General features: G+C 54.1%; 20 protein-coding genes. 12 read left to right on the top strand and 8 right to left on the bottom strand.

Annotated elements, in window-relative coordinates; all coding sequences use genetic code 11:
* Positions 1–35: 35 nt before the first annotated feature.
* Positions 36–1,853 carry a translational GTPase TypA gene (gene typA / locus AAC060_RS05530; protein ID WP_339823867.1) on the top strand — a complete coding sequence of 606 codons (1,818 nt, stop codon included), beginning with the start codon at positions 36–38 and terminating at the stop codon, positions 1,851–1,853.
* 67 nt (positions 1,854–1,920) lie between these two features.
* On the opposite strand, the gene AAC060_RS05525 is transcribed toward typA, so the two are convergent.
* Positions 1,921–2,757, bottom strand: coding sequence for an outer membrane beta-barrel protein (locus AAC060_RS05525; RefSeq protein WP_339823865.1), 837 nt, complete (start codon positions 2,755–2,757; stop codon positions 1,921–1,923).
* Between the two features lie 341 nt (positions 2,758–3,098).
* Between AAC060_RS05525 and AAC060_RS05520 the strand changes: the two genes are divergently transcribed.
* The 5 genes from AAC060_RS05520 to AAC060_RS05500 all read left to right on the top strand — a co-directional run bounded on the left by AAC060_RS05520 (position 3,099) and on the right by AAC060_RS05500 (position 6,095).
* Positions 3,099–3,515, top strand: a complete 417-nt coding sequence (locus AAC060_RS05520; protein ID WP_339823864.1) for a DUF805 domain-containing protein — start codon at positions 3,099–3,101, stop codon at positions 3,513–3,515.
* 91 nt (positions 3,516–3,606) lie between these two features.
* Positions 3,607–3,924, top strand: a complete 318-nt coding sequence (locus AAC060_RS05515; RefSeq protein ID WP_339823862.1) for a DUF3297 family protein — start codon at positions 3,607–3,609, stop codon at positions 3,922–3,924.
* A 167-nt stretch (positions 3,925–4,091) separates the two neighbouring features.
* A complete protein-coding gene (locus AAC060_RS05510; RefSeq protein ID WP_339823859.1) occupies positions 4,092–4,916 on the top strand; it encodes an SDR family NAD(P)-dependent oxidoreductase in 825 nt (274 codons plus the stop codon).
* The gene (locus AAC060_RS05505) at positions 4,916–5,692 is read left to right on the top strand and encodes an enoyl-CoA hydratase (protein WP_339823856.1); all 777 of its coding nucleotides are present in this window, start codon (positions 4,916–4,918) and stop codon (positions 5,690–5,692) included. The genes AAC060_RS05510 and AAC060_RS05505 overlap by 1 nt, the downstream gene beginning before the upstream one ends.
* A 1-nt stretch (position 5,693) precedes the next feature.
* The gene (locus AAC060_RS05500; RefSeq protein WP_339823853.1) at positions 5,694–6,095 is read left to right on the top strand and encodes a VOC family protein; all 402 of its coding nucleotides are present in this window, start codon (positions 5,694–5,696) and stop codon (positions 6,093–6,095) included.
* On the opposite strand, the gene AAC060_RS05495 is transcribed toward AAC060_RS05500, so the two are convergent.
* The 4 genes from AAC060_RS05495 to AAC060_RS05480 are packed head-to-tail and all read right to left on the bottom strand — an operon-like array spanning position 6,075 to position 9,124.
* Positions 6,075–6,980, bottom strand: coding sequence for an alpha/beta hydrolase (locus tag AAC060_RS05495; RefSeq protein ID WP_339823850.1), 906 nt, complete (start codon positions 6,978–6,980; stop codon positions 6,075–6,077). The two genes, AAC060_RS05500 and AAC060_RS05495, sit on opposite strands and share 21 nt — an antisense overlap.
* A gap of 30 nt (positions 6,981–7,010) precedes the next feature.
* Complete coding sequence (locus AAC060_RS05490; protein WP_339823847.1) at positions 7,011–7,574, bottom strand: hypothetical protein; 564 nt, start codon at positions 7,572–7,574, stop codon at positions 7,011–7,013.
* Positions 7,571–7,975, bottom strand: a complete 405-nt coding sequence (locus tag AAC060_RS05485) for a GFA family protein (protein ID WP_339823845.1) — start codon at positions 7,973–7,975, stop codon at positions 7,571–7,573. The genes AAC060_RS05490 and AAC060_RS05485 overlap by 4 nt, the downstream gene beginning before the upstream one ends.
* A 15-nt stretch (positions 7,976–7,990) precedes the next feature.
* Positions 7,991–9,124, bottom strand: coding sequence for a beta-ketoacyl-ACP synthase III (locus AAC060_RS05480; protein WP_339823842.1), 1,134 nt, complete (start codon positions 9,122–9,124; stop codon positions 7,991–7,993).
* Positions 9,125–9,256: 132 nt separating this feature from the next.
* On the opposite strand from AAC060_RS05480, the gene ung reads away from it, so the two are divergent.
* On the top strand, positions 9,257–9,985 hold the full coding sequence (gene ung, locus AAC060_RS05475) for a uracil-DNA glycosylase (protein WP_339823840.1): 729 nt from the start codon (positions 9,257–9,259) through the stop codon (positions 9,983–9,985).
* Between the two features lie 13 nt (positions 9,986–9,998).
* Here ung and AAC060_RS05470 read toward each other — a convergent pair whose 3' ends face one another.
* Both AAC060_RS05470 and AAC060_RS05465 read right to left on the bottom strand, forming a co-directional pair.
* The gene (locus AAC060_RS05470) at positions 9,999–10,970 is read right to left on the bottom strand and encodes an alpha/beta hydrolase (protein ID WP_339823837.1); all 972 of its coding nucleotides are present in this window, start codon (positions 10,968–10,970) and stop codon (positions 9,999–10,001) included.
* Between the two features lie 59 nt (positions 10,971–11,029).
* A complete protein-coding gene (locus tag AAC060_RS05465) occupies positions 11,030–11,575 on the bottom strand; it encodes a pseudouridine synthase (RefSeq protein ID WP_339823835.1) in 546 nt (181 codons plus the stop codon).
* A gap of 128 nt (positions 11,576–11,703) precedes the next feature.
* Between AAC060_RS05465 and AAC060_RS05460 the strand changes: the two genes are divergently transcribed.
* Complete coding sequence (locus AAC060_RS05460; RefSeq protein WP_339824695.1) at positions 11,704–12,852, top strand: cupin domain-containing protein; 1,149 nt, start codon at positions 11,704–11,706, stop codon at positions 12,850–12,852.
* Between the two features lie 76 nt (positions 12,853–12,928).
* Here AAC060_RS05460 and AAC060_RS05455 read toward each other — a convergent pair whose 3' ends face one another.
* Positions 12,929–13,135 (bottom strand): cold-shock protein, encoded by a 207-nt coding sequence (locus AAC060_RS05455; RefSeq protein ID WP_067200226.1) that lies wholly within the window; start codon positions 13,133–13,135, stop codon positions 12,929–12,931.
* A gap of 238 nt (positions 13,136–13,373) precedes the next feature.
* Here AAC060_RS05455 and AAC060_RS05450 point away from each other — a divergent pair, with 238 nt between their 5' ends.
* From AAC060_RS05450 to AAC060_RS05435, 4 genes are all read left to right on the top strand, one after another.
* Complete coding sequence (locus AAC060_RS05450; protein WP_339823832.1) at positions 13,374–14,015, top strand: hypothetical protein; 642 nt, start codon at positions 13,374–13,376, stop codon at positions 14,013–14,015.
* 6 nt (positions 14,016–14,021) lie between these two features.
* Positions 14,022–14,447, top strand: a complete 426-nt coding sequence (locus AAC060_RS05445; RefSeq protein WP_339823830.1) for an ion channel — start codon at positions 14,022–14,024, stop codon at positions 14,445–14,447.
* 26 nt (positions 14,448–14,473) lie between these two features.
* The gene (locus AAC060_RS05440; protein ID WP_339823828.1) at positions 14,474–14,884 is read left to right on the top strand and encodes a DoxX family protein; all 411 of its coding nucleotides are present in this window, start codon (positions 14,474–14,476) and stop codon (positions 14,882–14,884) included.
* 700 nt (positions 14,885–15,584) lie between these two features.
* Positions 15,585–15,819 (top strand): hypothetical protein (locus AAC060_RS05435; RefSeq protein ID WP_339823825.1); only part of this gene is annotated, 235 nt, incomplete at its 3' end.

Below are 15,819 nucleotides of genomic sequence, written 5' to 3'. Positions count from 1 at the left end.
CCGCCCCTTCCTCAATCATACGGTAGAATCTATATATGTCCCTTCGCAATATCGCAATCATTGCGCACGTTGATCACGGCAAAACAACTCTGGTTGACCAGCTTTTCCGCCAATCCGGCACCTTCCGCGACAATGAACGAGTCGAAGAACGGGCGATGGATTCGAACGATCTTGAAAAAGAACGCGGCATCACGATTCTCGCAAAATGCACCAGCGTCGAATGGAAAGGCACGCGGATCAATATTGTTGATACCCCGGGCCATGCCGACTTTGGCGGTGAAGTCGAACGCATCCTGTCGATGGTCGATGGTGTGATTCTTCTGGTGGACAGCGCCGAAGGCGCCATGCCACAAACAAAATTCGTGACCGGCAAGGCTCTGGCTCTTGGCCTGAAACCAATCGTCGTTGTCAACAAGATCGATCGTCCCGATGGCCGCGCGGAAGAAGTCCTCGACGAAGTGTTCGACCTGTTCGTCAATCTCGACGCCAATGACGAGCAGCTCGATTTCCCGACGCTCTATGCCAGTGGTCGTAACGGCTATGCCGGTGAATCGCTGGACGTGCGCGAGGGCGACCTGTCCTGTCTTTTCGACAAGATTATCGAACATGTGCCTGAACCAGACGTCGATCCGGACGCTGAATTCAAATTTCTTGTCACTTTGCTCGACCGCGACAATTTCGTTGGCCGCATCCTTACCGGCAAGGTCCAAAGCGGAAAAATCGACATCAACATGCCGATCCACGCGATCGATATGGACGGCAAGGTCGTCGAAACTGGCCGCGCCACCAAGATCATGGCGTTTAATGGCCTGGAACGCGTTCCCGTGGAAAGCGCGAAGGCGGGTGATATTATCTCGCTGGCAGGTCTGACAAAGGCGACCGTTTCCAACACTATCTGCGATATTTCTGTTACAGAACCTATTGCAGCACAGCCGATTGATCCGCCGACGCTTTCGATGCGCTTTGCCGTAAACGACAGCCCGGTTGCCGGTCGTGAAGGCGACAAGGTCACCAGCCGTGTGATCCGTGACCGTCTGGCGCGCGAAGCAGAATCCAATGTCGCGATTAAAGTGACCGAGAGCGACGACAAGGACAGCTTTGAAGTTGCCGGTCGTGGTGAATTGCAATTGGGCGTGCTCATCGAAACGATGCGTCGCGAAGGCTTTGAACTTGGCATTTCCCGTCCCCGCGTGCTCTATCGGGAAGAAGGTGGCAAACGTCAGGAACCTTATGAAACCGTCGTCATTGACGTCGACGACGACTATGCCAGCACCGTTGTTTCAAAAATGCAGCGCCGCAAAGCGGAACTGACCGAGCAGCGCCCTTCCGGCGCAGGCAAGACCCGCCTGACCTTCTCCGCACCCTCCCGCGGACTGATCGGCTATCACGGCGAGTTTCTGTCCGACACGCGCGGTACCGGCCTGATGAACCGCCTGTTCGAAAAATATGGCGAATATAAAGGCGTTATCGAAGGCCGCCCGGTTGGTGTACTGGTTTCAAATGGCACCGGCAATACCGCGGCTTATGCATTGAACATGCTTGAAGAACGCGGCATTCTCTTCATCGGCGCACAAACGCCGGTTTACGAAGGCATGATCATTGGCGAAAATGCCAAGCCGGGCGATCTGGATGTCAATCCGATGAAATCAAAGGCGCTGACCAACTTCCGCGTTTCGGGCAAGGAAGACGCCATTCGTCTGACCACACCGAAAGTGATGACGCTGGAACAGGCAATTGCCTATATCGACGATGACGAACTGGTCGAGGTTACTCCCAAAAACATCCGTCTGCGCAAGCGCTATCTCGATCCGAATGATCGCAAAAAAGCCTCCCGTCAGGCAGCGGCAGCTTAAGACAACGTCAGTTACAAAAAAAGGCGGCCGGTGAGGCCGCCTTTTTCTTGTCCATTTGCAACAACCGCTAGAAGCGGAGCGCTGCAGTCAGTCTGATGCTGTGCTGATCGAAATTCGAGTCACTGCGCTTCATATCGGTTCCACCGGATGCCAGCAGAAACGGGTTTGTCGCACCCGCAGTTCCCGGCCCGACATTCACAACATAATCATCGTCGGTATATTGAGTGTAGAGATATTCGAGACCCATGGAGATATTGTTGGTGATCTTCGCCTCTGCACCTCCACCGGCACTCCAGCCCCAGCTTTCAGTCTTTCCGTTATCGGTAAAGCTGTTGGCACCGTTGGTTGTGGTGAAATTATTGTCGATCTTGGCATAAGAAACACCGCCAGTTGCGTAAAATAATACGCCGCCCGGGGTATAGCCGACACGGCCACGAGCGCCGATCGCATAGTCAAGTTCGCGAGTGAACGTGTATGACGCAGGCGTTGTGCTGAACGCTGTCACGCTGTCGGTCGATTCACTCCGACCGGCATCGACCAGAAAACCGACGACAATATTGCCATATTGTTTGTCCGCTCCGGCACGGATGTAATAATCCATGTCATCTTTATCATTCCGGCAGCCCGCAGTTGGCGCATTTCCGTTTGCAGCTCCGTTACAGAAACCGGGCGAGAAGGCATTTGCGCCCGATACCGTCTGGACAACGTTGTTAAAACTGCCGTCGCGGTCGGTATCGAATGCGACGCCTTCATCCCTGTCATTGGACTGTGCGCCCAATCCGAATGAGCCGCCGACATAGAAGCCGTCGAATTCCTTGTTATCAACTTCCTGAGCTTGCGCAGGAACAGCAATCATCGCTGTCAGCACTGTGGCCGCGCTAAGTGCGCGTTTGGTGGGGGACATAGTGAACTCCTCTTTTTACTCTAACAATTAAGAGACACATCAAGCGCGTCGGTGCTGATAAGGTTCCATCGCAAATAGGAATATGCGCGGGTGTGACATTTAAGGGACAGAAATTCGAGGTACGCGTGATCCGACGTCGAAAACTCCGCATTCTATGATGTTCCAGACTGAAATTACCGCGCGCAAAAGCGGTCTAACCGAACCGACGAGGCACCTACTCGATAACAAGCTTAGTGATATAAAATCCAGCTCAAGAAATTACTTCCTCACGCCGAGATCACTTGATTATCTATCTTTTTCCCGTAACCTTCATGCCATTGAGGCTTGCGAGGAGAAAGACCATGGAATGGATGTTGATGCCATTGCGACGCTATGCAGATTTTAGCGGACGCTCCCGGCGCAAAGAATATTGGATGTTTGTCCTACTGATCGTGATCGTCGGCGTGACGTTAGGACTGATAACCGGCAGCTTTACCACGACATCGGATCCAGAAAATGCCTTTCAGGCGGCCACCTGGAGCTCGAGTTCAATCCTGCTCGGCCTGTTTTACCTGGCGATTTTAATCCCTGCTCTCGCGGTACAGGTTCGACGCTTCCATGATCAGGATAAGACCGGTTGGCTTGTTCTATTGAATTTCATTCCATTCATCGGTGGACTGATCGTACTGGTATTCATGTGCCTTGAAGGGACGCGTGGAGAAAACCGGTTCGGCCCCGATCCAAAATCCGATGAAAATATCAAGGATGTTTTTAACTGACAAGATGCCCTCCGGTCTGTGATCCGGGAACACTTGATTATCCGCCTGTTTGTGGCAAAGCGCTGCAAACAAATTGGAGTATTTAAAGAAAATGACCGACAACCAGCAATCCGAACCCGCCAAGAGCGAAGCATCCGGCAACGACGTTCCGCCGGACCATCTGGCCATCAACCCGCGCAGCCCACATTATGGCGGCGACTTGCTTTCCCGCGGTATTGGCATCAATTTCCGCGGTGACCGCAAGCACAATATCGAAGAATATTCGGTATCCGAGGGATGGGTAAAAGTTCAGGCCGGCAAGACCATGGATCGCAAAGGCAATCCCCTGCTGATCAAGCTCAACGGCGAGGTCGAGGCCTGGTTCGAAGATCTTGGCGATGACGCACCGAAATTGAGCAAAAACGCTTAACCGACGGGATGGGCATGACAGCCCGGCGCATTCAATTTTTCGTTGTGCTGCTGTTCGTCGTCCTTGGCGGCTGGGCTTCTTTTCCCAGCAACATGTGATCATGCTGCCACTTTCCTATGTCGGGTCGGCTGGAAGAAATCCAACGTTTCAGAACAGGGAATGGACTTATGACATTTGATGGTAAGATTGTCTGGATCACCGGAGCATCCTCCGGCATCGGTGAGGCATTGGCAAAAGCCTTTGCTGCACAAGGCGCGCATATCATCCTGTCGGGCCGTCGCACGGATGCGCTCGAGCAAGTGGCTGCCGGTATCGCTACCGATACATTGGTCCTGCCGTTTGAAACGACCGACTATGAGGCCCTGCCGGTAAAGGTCGAACAGGCGCGCAACTGGAAAGGTCAGATCGACATTCTGGTCAACAACGCCGGCATCAGCCAGCGCAGTCTAGCGCTCGACACCCATCCCGAGATCCACAGCACAATCATCAACGTTGACCTGCTGGCGCCGATCTGGCTGACCCAGCTGTTGCTGCCGCACATGATTGCCGCCGGAAGCGGCCATATCGTCGGCATCAGCTCTGTCGCGGGCCGCGTTGGCGTACCGCTCCGCACCGCCTATTGCGCCGCCAAACACGGACTGATCGGCTATATGGATGCTCTGCGGGCCGAGGTCGAAAAACTGCACAATATCCACGTTACCAATATCCTGCCGGGATCAATCCGCACAAATGTATCGCGCAATGCGCTGACCAGAGGGGGCGAACGTCGCGGGAAGTCCGATGCCGCTATCGACAATGGCATGGAACCGGATGAATGCGCGCGTCAGATTCTGGATGCTGTCGCCAATAATGTCCCCGAGCTTATTATCGCCGAAGGTATGGAACAACAGATCGCACTGTTGCGACAGAGCGAACCTGAACAGGCTTTCGCGATGACCGCCGCGATGGGCGCACAGATCGCCGAGAAATATGAAGCGGGAGATGACGACTGATGGCCCTTGTACTGCTGGACAAATCGGACGGTGTAGCCACCCTCACCCTCAACCGACCGGAGGCGATGAACGCGCTGTCCACGGCGTTGCGAGCGGAATTTTGTAGTGCCTGTCAGGATGTTCGCGATGACAAAAATATCCATGCCCTGATCGTTACCGGTGCGGGAGAGCGCGCATTTACCGCCGGCCTTGATCTCAAGGAACTGGGCGAGTCCGGCCTTGGCCCGGCCAATGACCGCGATGCAGGCACAAACCCGATCTTCGCTTTGAGTGAAATGCCGATACCGGTGATCGGCGCCATCAACGGCGTCGCCATTACCGGCGGTTTTGAACTGGCACTGGCTTGCGATATCCGGATCGCGTCGACCAACGCGCGGTTCGCCGACACCCACGCGCGGGTCGGGATAACGCCCGGCTGGGGATTGTCGCAAAAACTCTCCCGTTTCATTGGCCTGTCCCGCGCTTGCGAACTCAGCTTCACCGGGCAGTTTCTGGATGCCCGGACCGCTTGTGATTGGGGCCTCGTCAACCATGTCTATGAACCCGGCGAACTTATGCCGGCAGCTTTGGCACTGGCGCGGGACATGACGACTATCGACCGCGACTTTCTGAAGGTTTACAAGGATCTGATCATGGCCGGCTTTGACCGCAACCTCAAGGACGGCATGGCCTATGAGCACGAGATATCGGTACCTTATAACGCTGGTGTCTCGATGGACGAAGTCGAGAACCGGCGGCTCGCCATCATCGAACGTGGCCGCAAGTTGAAGGGCTAGAATGAAACTCAACGCACTCGATCATGTGAATATCATCACCGACGATCTTGAAGGGACCGTGCGCTTCTTTGTCGAGTTATTCGATCTTGATGTGCGAGATGGGCCTGAACCGCTGCCACCCGAGCATGTCCAGTGGCTTTATGATAACAGCGGTCGCGCGATTTTTCACATAAATTCCAAAGAGATGCAGCAGGCCTATCGCCGTGAAACAGAGACCGGACCGACCACCGGTGCAATCCATCATGTGGCACTGGATTGCAGCGACCATCAGGCGTTCAGCGCTCGACTAGAGGCTCATGGAATCGATTATCGGCTTAACGACATCCCGTCGATCCAGCTGAAACAGCTGTTTTTCACGGAACCCAATGGTGTCCTTCTGGAACTAAACTTTCGGGGCGAGTAGGAATTCGACAATCTCGCTCAAAGCCGTTTTCGCTTCCGGAATCGGCAACAGCATCCAGACATGTTGCATGCGATCATAGATTTTCAGTTCGATCTCCGCGCCGATTTCATCAGCTTTTCGTTTCAGCCGCAGGGAGTCCGCAAGCAACATTTCATCGCTTCCGGCAAACACCAGCATCGGTGGCAATCGATCAACCGTCTCGAACAACGGGCTACCGGGAAACATTGCCGGATCCTCGCCCTCGCGCATCCACCAGCTACCGAGGCGACGGATACCGTCAATCGAAATCAGAACATCGGTCTTTTCCAGTTCTTCCTGCGTCTGGTCAGCAGCAGTTTGATCCAGATAGGGACTGAGCAGCACCAGTTTGCCGGGCAAAAGCTTGTTCGCGTTACGAAGCATCTGCGACAGGCCAAGCGCAAAGCCGCCGCCCGCGCTGTCACCCATCACCACGATATTCTCTGCGCCGTGTCGGGAAACAGCCTGTTCAAAGGCCTCCATCACCATGGCATAGCTTCTGTCCCACTTGTTCTCGGGCGATAGCGGATAGATCGGCACCGTGACGCTTGCTCCGGTTTTCCGGATCAATTTCTTGATGAAATGCCAGTGAAGCGAAACGATGTTGAACGCGTAGCCGCCGCCATGCAGGTAGAATATATGCAGCGAACTGCCGTTTTTCTTCGGGCCCAGATGATATAACGGCTGCCCATTAATCTCGGATTTCTCTATGTCACAATGTTTGCGCAACCAGCGAACGGGCGAAGCCGGACCGCGCGCATGGTCTCGCGCAACATATTTCTCCGCATTGCCGGGTTTGAGTAGATAGTTTTTCAACCCCGAAATGCGGATGATGAAAAACAGGAAGCGCGCCCGTAAACTGATCATATTGTCCCCCGAAATCGCAACCTCAAATGGTCAGCGAAAAAAGCAATTGGTGCCCGAATAAAGGCTCTCGACAGTCGCATTCTTGCTTTCATCCGATAGAAAACCAGCGATAAATCCGTTTTCTCCCGAGCCGGAGAAAAACTCGATACCGAGCGTGCTGTCGGTTTGCATCTCTATCGGAAGAGCGGCTTCGAGATCAGAGCGGGCCGACCCGACAGTGATATCTTGATCCGTGCGCGCCAATTTCCCATCACCGTCGAAGGACCAGCCAACCAGCTTACCATCCTGAAAATTGGTAGTCAGGCCTGTCGCGGGAGAAGATACAAAATCCATCGGTCCGGCGCCGCATTCCTCATTGCTACTCTGATCAACCGGACCGAAAAGTTCCAGCATAGCGATCACTTCTGACTTTTTTGTGCCGTAGGGAAGGTTAAAGCCCTCTCCCTGAGCGATGCCATCTGCCTGAAGGATGACCGGCGAAAGCTGTGAGCTGGCGTCCGCTTCATCCGAACCTCCCTGCCCTGCGGAATCAACACAGCCGGCGAGCACGGTAAAGGTTATGACCGCCGCAGCTATTTTCTGTTTCATCATCATCCGGGATTCCCTTCCATCTGCGGGACTTTCGGATCAATCTCTACCCATGGTTGTTTGCTACCCGTCCAGAAATGGATTTGCGGATGCAGCACGCTTGTATCATCCAGCGTTCCCGCTTTGATGTAAGTCATGCCAGGCTGGGTCGGAAGCGAAGTCTTCACTGGTGAGCCGCAGGTACCGCAGAAATGGCGATGGACGACATTGCCGCTCTCGGCATGATCGTCATAAGTGGTGAGGTCGCCGATAATCTCGATCTGGTCATCCGCGACCGCGAAAAGCACGGAATAGGAACTGCCGGCCTGTCGCTGGCAATTTTTGCAATGACAGACGCCGCACATCTGGAGGTCTCCCTCAATCGAGTAGCTTACCGCGCCGCATAGGCACTGGCCTGTCATCGTCATGTCAAATCTCCCTGATCACGCAACCTTGCGCACAAAAACCGTTCCCGCTGAATAGCCTGCGCCGAACGAACAGATCAGGCCGATGTCGCCAGCAGCCAGATCTTCACTGTGCTTGTGAAAGGCGATGATCGATCCGGCCGACGATGTATTGGCATATGTGTCGAGGACCGTCGGACTTTCGTCATCGCTGGCCTCATGACCGAGCACCCGCTGGGCGATCAGGCGGTTCATACCGGCATTGGCCTGATGCAGCCAGAGACGGCGCAGCGCGCTCGTTTCGATACCGAGGCGATCCGTCTGCTCGTTGATCATCCTGGCGACCATCGGCACCACTTCCTTGAAAACCTTTCGCCCTTCCTGGACGAACAGCTTGTCCTTGTCATCGCGACTTTCGGGATTGGTGCGATTGAGGAAGCCGAAGTTGTTGCGGATATTATTCGAAAACTGGGTTTTGAGTTTCGTGCCGACGATTTCCCAATGCTGCGCCGGAGCAATATCTTTGGATTCGATGAGGATTGCAGTAGCAACATCGCCAAAGATGAAATGGCTGTCCCGATCCCGCCAGTTGAGATGGCCGGAACAGATTTCGGGATTGATCACCAGCACCGATTTGGCGCTACCCGAGCGGATATAGTCAGCCGCCGTCTGAATACCGAAGGTCGCGGAGGAGCAGGCAACATTCATATCGAAGCCAAAGCCATCCTCCATTCCCAGTGCGGCCTGGATTTCCACAGCAATCGCAGGATAGGCCCGCTGCATGTTCGAACAGGCACAAAGCACGGCATCGACATCCTCCGGTTTCCGCCCTGCCCGTTCCAGCGCTTGCAGTGCGGCTTTCACACCAATTTCGGCAAGAACCGAGATTTCCTCATTGGGTCGTTCAGGAAAGCGGGGACACATCACCTCCGGATCGAGGATCGGATCCTTGGAAAGCACGAAGCGCGACTTGATGCCCGACGCCTTCTCGATAAACTCCACCGAACTGTGCGGTAACTCCTCCATCTCACCCGCAGCGATAGCTTCTGCATTTTCATTATTGGTCATATCGACATAAGCGTTGAAGCTGGCGACCAGTTCTTCATTGCTGATGCTATCTGTCGGCGTAAAAAGACCAGTGGCTGAGATTACGGGAATATTTTGGTTGGTCATGGGAAGATGCTTTTCCTTCTGCGTTTGCGCCTTTTTATGGCGCTTGGATGCGATGGTAATCTCCCCGGACGAAACTGGCAAGCGAGGTTGATCCCGCTTTGCCTATCCATAACGTCTTGCTATCAGCAGGATATGGATGACCGCGTAAAACTGGACGACAGCTGGAAAGAACCTCTCGCCGAAGAATTTGCCAGCGACTATATGGCTGCCTTGAGGAAATTTCTCCTGCAGGAAAAAGCCGCAGGCAAAGAAATTTACCCAGAGAGCGAGGAATATTTTCGCGCGCTTGACCTCACTCCCCTCGACAAGGTCCGCGTCGTAATATTGGGGCAGGACCCCTATCACGGTCCTGGACAGGCCCACGGCCTGTGTTTCAGTGTCCAACCCGGCGTTCGACCGCCGCCGTCACTGGTTAACATCTACAAAGAGCTCGAAAACGATCTGGGCCTGCCCCGCCCTGCCCTTGGTTTTCTCGAACATTGGGCGCAGCAAGGCGTGCTGCTCCTCAACAGCGTTCTAACCGTCGAAATGGCCAATGCGGCCTCCCATCGCGGCAAAGGGTGGGAGCAGTTTACCGACGCGGTCATACGCCTGATTGCCGCGAAGCCTGAACCTGTCGTGTTTCTGTTGTGGGGAAGCTATGCGCAGAAAAAGGCGGCCTTTGTGGAGAGCATTGAACAAGGTGGCCGACATCTGGTGCTAAAAGCTCCTCACCCATCACCGCTGTCGGCCTATCACGGGTTTTTCGGATGCAAGCATTTCAGCAAGACCAATGCTTTTCTCGAGCAGAATGGACAGGCGCCGATCGACTGGAGCCTACCAGATATCAACCTGCCGATGAACGCTTATTGGAATGAATAGCAAGAAACCGGCGTCATTCCTCGTTCGGAGCGACTGCTTCTATGGCTAATCCTTCAATCCATCCGTCGATATCGCGAGCAACCTGTTCCGGCGTTTCCTCCATCGGGAGGTGGCCGGCATCGGCATAAGTGATCAACTTGCTGCCAGGGATCGCTTCTGCGAAGGCACGCCCGTGGGCCAGAGGAATGACTTTGTCCTGCTCTCCCCAGAGTAACAGCACCGGCATTTTCAACGTGCCTATTTCTGCCCATTTTTCCGGTTGGCGCGGCGTTTTCGTCCGATCCACTGCCGCTTTGCGATTGCCGGGAAAGCGCAGCAATTCCCAATAGCGGTCGACGAGTTCTTCGGTCAGCCGCTCAGGCTGTGCAAAATTTTCTTCCAGCGAGGATTTGACCAGAAAGCGTGGCGTAATTTCCGGCAGCAGCATCTGTCCTACCGATGAGCGGGCCAGTCTCGCCCCCAGATAAGGCTGCCCCTTTTGCTCGACCTGCGCTCCCGCAGCGTCAATCAGGACAAGTCCCAAGATACGCTCCGGTACCGACAAACCGGCACGCCACGTCACCCAGCCGCCCATGCTGTTCCCTACCCAATAGGCTTTGTCGACACCCACGTTGTCGAGCACTAGGCGGGCCGCCTCTATATTGGTATCGGCATCATAAGCACCATCTGAATTGGGACCGGTCAATCCATGGCCGTAGAGATCGAGCGAAATGAGACGATATTTGTCACCAAGCAGAGCCACCAGCGGCTCCCAAGTCTGCAGCAAGCTGTTCGACCCGTGGATCAGAAGAAGCGCTGGACCGTCTTTGTTGCCCTCGTCACGATAGTGAATTTTGGCGCCATGGCCGTCGTCGACAAAGCGCGACGCTTCGCTGCCATATTTAGCGATCATCTCTGCGCGATCGGTGTCGGGGGTCCGGAAAATGAAGAAAGCCGCAAGCAGCAAAGCCAGTAGCAGCAGAATGATACGGATCGTCTTTTTCATGTTTCAGCCCCTCTCTCGATCCCTGTTTTTTATCGAAAATTCGGGCAAGCGCAAACCGCCTATTCGTCGGCCCTCCATTCACCGGGCTGCAATCCCTCTAGCGACCAGTCACCAATGCTCCAGCGCACCAGTCGCAAGGTCGGATGCCCCACCGCGGCGGTCATCCGGCGTACCTGCCGGTTCCTGCCTTCGCTGATGGCCAGTTTGAGCCAGCAATCGGGTATGCTCTTGCGCACCCGGATCGGGGGATCGCGCGGCCAAAGGTCTGGTTCTTCTATATGTTCGACTTCGGCAGGCCGGGTCAAACCATCTTTCAACTCAACGCCTTGTTGCAGCATAGCGAGACTTTCATCGCTGACCTCCCCCTCGACCTGCACAAGATAGGCTTTCGGCATCTTATATTTGGGGTCGGAAATCCGCGCCTGCAATTTACCATCGCCGGTTAGCATCATCAGTCCTTCGCTGTCCCGATCGAGCCGGCCCGCCGGATATACGCCTGGCATATCGATATAGTCCGACAGAGTCGCACGCTTGGTTTCGCTCCCGCGATCGGTGAATTGCGGCAGCACACCGAAAGGTTTGTTGAAGAGGATCAGTTTTGTCATATCCCTCTTTGGCAGCGTGGAGCAGAATGAGCAACGCAACAAAGCCGGAGCCGACAAAGATACACGCCTGCTGATATATCTGAACGGTATCACTACCGTTCCCGATGGAGATTGTGTAGCGGATGGGGATGCAATTCAACAATTTCGATACCGCTGCCTTCCTGCGTGATTACTGGCAGAAGCGACCGCTACTGATCAGAAATCCCTGGCAATCATGGCGCAATCCGCTTTCGCCCGACGAGCTTGCCGGCCTGGCATGCGAGGAGCATGTAGAATCACGCCTGATCACGCAATCGAGCGATGACTGGAACGCCGAACATGGCCCCTTGCCCGAGGCCCGCTTTGGCGAATTGGGTAAATCCCCCTGGACCCTGCTGGTTCAGGCGGTCGATCAACATGTCGCCGATGTTGCCGCGCTGATTGAGCCGTTTCGCTTCATCCCGAACTGGCGGATCGACGATGTGATGGTCAGCTTTGCCAGCGATGGCGGCGGAGTGGGCCCGCATTTTGATCATTATGATGTGTTTCTGGTTCAGGGCCTCGGCCAGCGCCGATGGCAAATCGGCGGCATGTGCGACGATCAGACTGCCCTCCGTTCTCACGATGACTTGTTGTTGCTCGCCGATTTTAACGTCGTGGAGGAATGGATATTGGAGCCGGGCGACATGCTCTACATCCCGCCAGGGATCGCCCACAATGGCGTCGCGGTCGGCAAGGATTGCATGACTTACAGCATAGGCTTTCGATCGCCGTCGCGAAAGGAACTGATCGGCAGCTGGTGCGACGACCTGTTGCCGCAAATGACCGATGATGACCGCTACTGCGATCCGGATTTGGCGACCCAGTCAAATCCTGGAGAAATACCCGCCACCGCTATCGACCGGCTGCACGCCATGGTCACCGAGAAATTGGCCGATCGTAACGACTTTGCAAAATGGTTTGGCGAATATAGCAGCACGCCGAGATATCCGGAAACCGACTGGCGTCCCGAGGAACCGATCGAGACAGACCATCTGCACGCCCTGCTGACCGCCGACCATCCCCTGCTCCGCAATCCGGCAAGCCGTTTTTCCTTCATCCGCGAAAGTGCGGACCAGTTAATGCTGTTTGTCGACGGGGAATGCTTTCCATGCACCGGGGATGAAATCCCGTTGGCCGAGATGCTTTGCGCGCAAGACCAATTTGTCATCGATCCCGAATGGCGAAAATCGGACGAGGTCGTGGCGCTGATCGCCGGACTGTATAATCGCGGCAGTCTCGCATTCGACTGGGGCTAGCCAAGCAAGCCACTTAAAACAAAAAAAGGGCGGGAGTGCCGTGCACTCCCGCCCTTTTCCGTATTCGGTTTTAGGCTTAAGCCTGCTGCAAGTTTACAGCGGCTTTCTTGCCGTTATTTCCGGTTTCGACATCATATGTCAAACGCTGTTCTTTTTCGAGCGACTGCATTCCGGCAGCCTGAACTGCTGTGATGTGCACGAAGCTGTCATCGCCACCGTCTTCAGGAGCGATGAAACCATAGCCCTTGTCGGTGTTGAAAAATTTTACGGTGCCTGTAGGCATAGTCTTATTCCTATTCATAACTTAATTATGCCCGATCTAGCAAAATGCAGAACCGGACGGGATTGGCCAACTTCGAGAAATGGGAAAAAGAGTATGCGACCTTAGGGGTTGCGAAACCATGATTTCGTCGTAACGCGATTTATTAGCTTTCGTGCCTATAGCACCCTATTACATAATAAGCAATCAGATGTATTTCGATGGTTTCCCGGACCGCAGAAATTGTGTAGCTATAAAACTTATGACCAAATCTTCATTCGCCTGCTCGGCAGCGCTTTTCCTCTGTATCCCGCTCATTGCGTGCGATTCGTCGCCTGACACGACACCGGAACCGTCTGCACAGGACCTCTTTTTCGAGCGGATGAGTCTACTCTGTGGCAAGGCATATGCCGGAATATTGGTATCCGGGCAAGAAGCGGACGCCGACATGGTGGGCAAGCCGATGATCATGCATGCAGCGTCCTGCGATCTGAACGAGATCCAGATCCCCTTCCATATTGCCGAGAGCTCGAACACATGGGACCGGTCGCGGACTTGGTTCATTACCCGCAACGATCAAGGACTTCGCTTGAAGCACCGTCACCGGCATGAAGATGGCAGTCTCGACGATGTTACCAACTATGGCGGAGATACGGCCGATGAAGGTACTGCAGACCGGCAGGAGTTCCCCGTGGATGCAGAATCCATCGCATCCTTCAAGGCCAACGGACTCGACCAGTCTGTTACCAATATATGGGCCGTCGAGATTAGCCCGCCCGGTCAGTCCGATGCCAAATTCGCATATGAGCTACGCCGTCCGGAATCGGCAGACGGGCGTCATTTCCGAGTCGAATTCGACTTGTCTACCCCTGTTCCCGTGCCACCGGCACCATGGGGAAGCTAGAACCACATGTTCGCTGAACTGGCCGTGGGCGGTTTCATGGTCTTGTTGACCGTGCTCATCCACGGTATCGGCGTCTTTGGTCTTGGTCGTTTTCTACGGATAGAGGCGCGCGAAGAGGCAGCAGAACATATTCACCCAATGTCACCGCACGGGATTGTCGTGACCCTTGCCCTGGTGTTCGGTCTTTTCGTACTGCATGGTATAGAAATCTGGGCTTATGCGATCGTCTACCGCCTTGTGGATGCCATACCCAATTTCGAACAGGCAATCTATTTTTCCACCATCACCTATTCCACCACCGGCTATAACAGTGACGGCCTGGACATGAAATGGCAGATGATTGCGGCTATAGAAGGCCTCAATGGCTTCATTCTACTAGGTTGGTCGACCGCCTTCTTTGTTACCGTTGTCGCTCGCATGGGTCGTCGGTAGTGGAGCATATCAACCCGCAAGATGGAATGGCGAAGCGATTTTTCCGAATTTTGCTCGCACTGCTCTATCTGGTCGCGGGCATTGTCCATATCCGGTCTCCCGTAGGTTTTCTTCAAATCACGCCCGACTGGGTACCATTCCCCGAACAAGTCATCTTCTTGACCGGGGTCGCGGAAATCGCAGGTGCGGTAGGGTTAATGACCCCGCCCAGGACGATCCAACATATCCGCTATGCAGCTGGCATCGGCCTCGCGCTCTATGCGCTGTGCGTCTATCCGGCAAATATCAACCATGCGGTGAACAATATCGCGATCGGCGGGGAGGCAGCGAGTTGGCTCTACCACACCCCACGCTTGGCGTTTCAACCGATATTTATCTGGTGGGCATTAATCGCTGGCGGCGTCATCACCTGGCCCTTTCGACCGAAGCAGCCGTAGACCTGCCCAAAGCCGAATATTTATGCTATCATGACCTTTGCTATTTTGCGGACAGTGAAGGAGCATATCATGGAAAGACATGGCGATCAGATCGAAGTTACCGAACGCGAGGCGAGTAACATACCGCGAGCGCCTCACAATGTCAGGATTGTTCTGGCAGCCTCATTGATGCTTGCAGTTATTGTAATGTCGCTAGTCTGGATAATACCGGCATTGAGCTAAATTTGGCTGAGCGTTTGGAAATGTAACGAGCTAGTTCTGCAATTCAAAAATGGTTGTCGAATTAGGCGAGAGCGCCGCAATCGCCATCCAGGTTGCGATACTACTTGGGCTCCGTCCACGCCCCTTCATAGCCTCTGCGATGTTTGTCGCCAGCGCCTGCGATAGCCAGAAAGTGGTCAGTATAGATTTTAAAACAGAATCCTTTGCTTTTAAAATCACTATTACCCTGCCCCAGCTTTACCCATCTAGTTGACCTAGGGAGACGACCTTATTTCATTGGTGAACAACGTAAAACCTGACATCGTACTGAGGACAAATTTATTGGTATGTTCAATTGGTATATTCGCAATCAATACATTGGCTTGGCATATTGGCTTTTAACTTTATGGTATTGGTAGATAAAACAGGTTGACAATATGGTCAGACATCATCAGTTTTGAATCACGTAAAAAAAAAACAATATTTGGGAGAAATTAGGATGAAACTGAAAGGAATAGCCACGTCTGGCGCCTTGGTGCGTGAGATCGATTCGCGGCGTTTTGTAGCAGCGCTTTTGACTGGCACCGCGTTGACAATGTTTGCAACCCCGGTCTGGGCGCAATCGACCGATGCGGTTGAAACTGCGGACTCAAATGAAGATGTCATCGTCGTTTCCGGCATTCGTGGTTCGCTGGCAAAGGCTCTCGACGAAAAACGCAATGCGGACAGCCTCA

This window comes from uncultured Parasphingorhabdus sp. (assembly GCF_963975555.1).
GTDB lineage: Bacteria > Pseudomonadota > Alphaproteobacteria > Sphingomonadales > Sphingomonadaceae > Parasphingorhabdus.
This window is presented reverse-complemented; position numbering and strand designations above follow the sequence as displayed.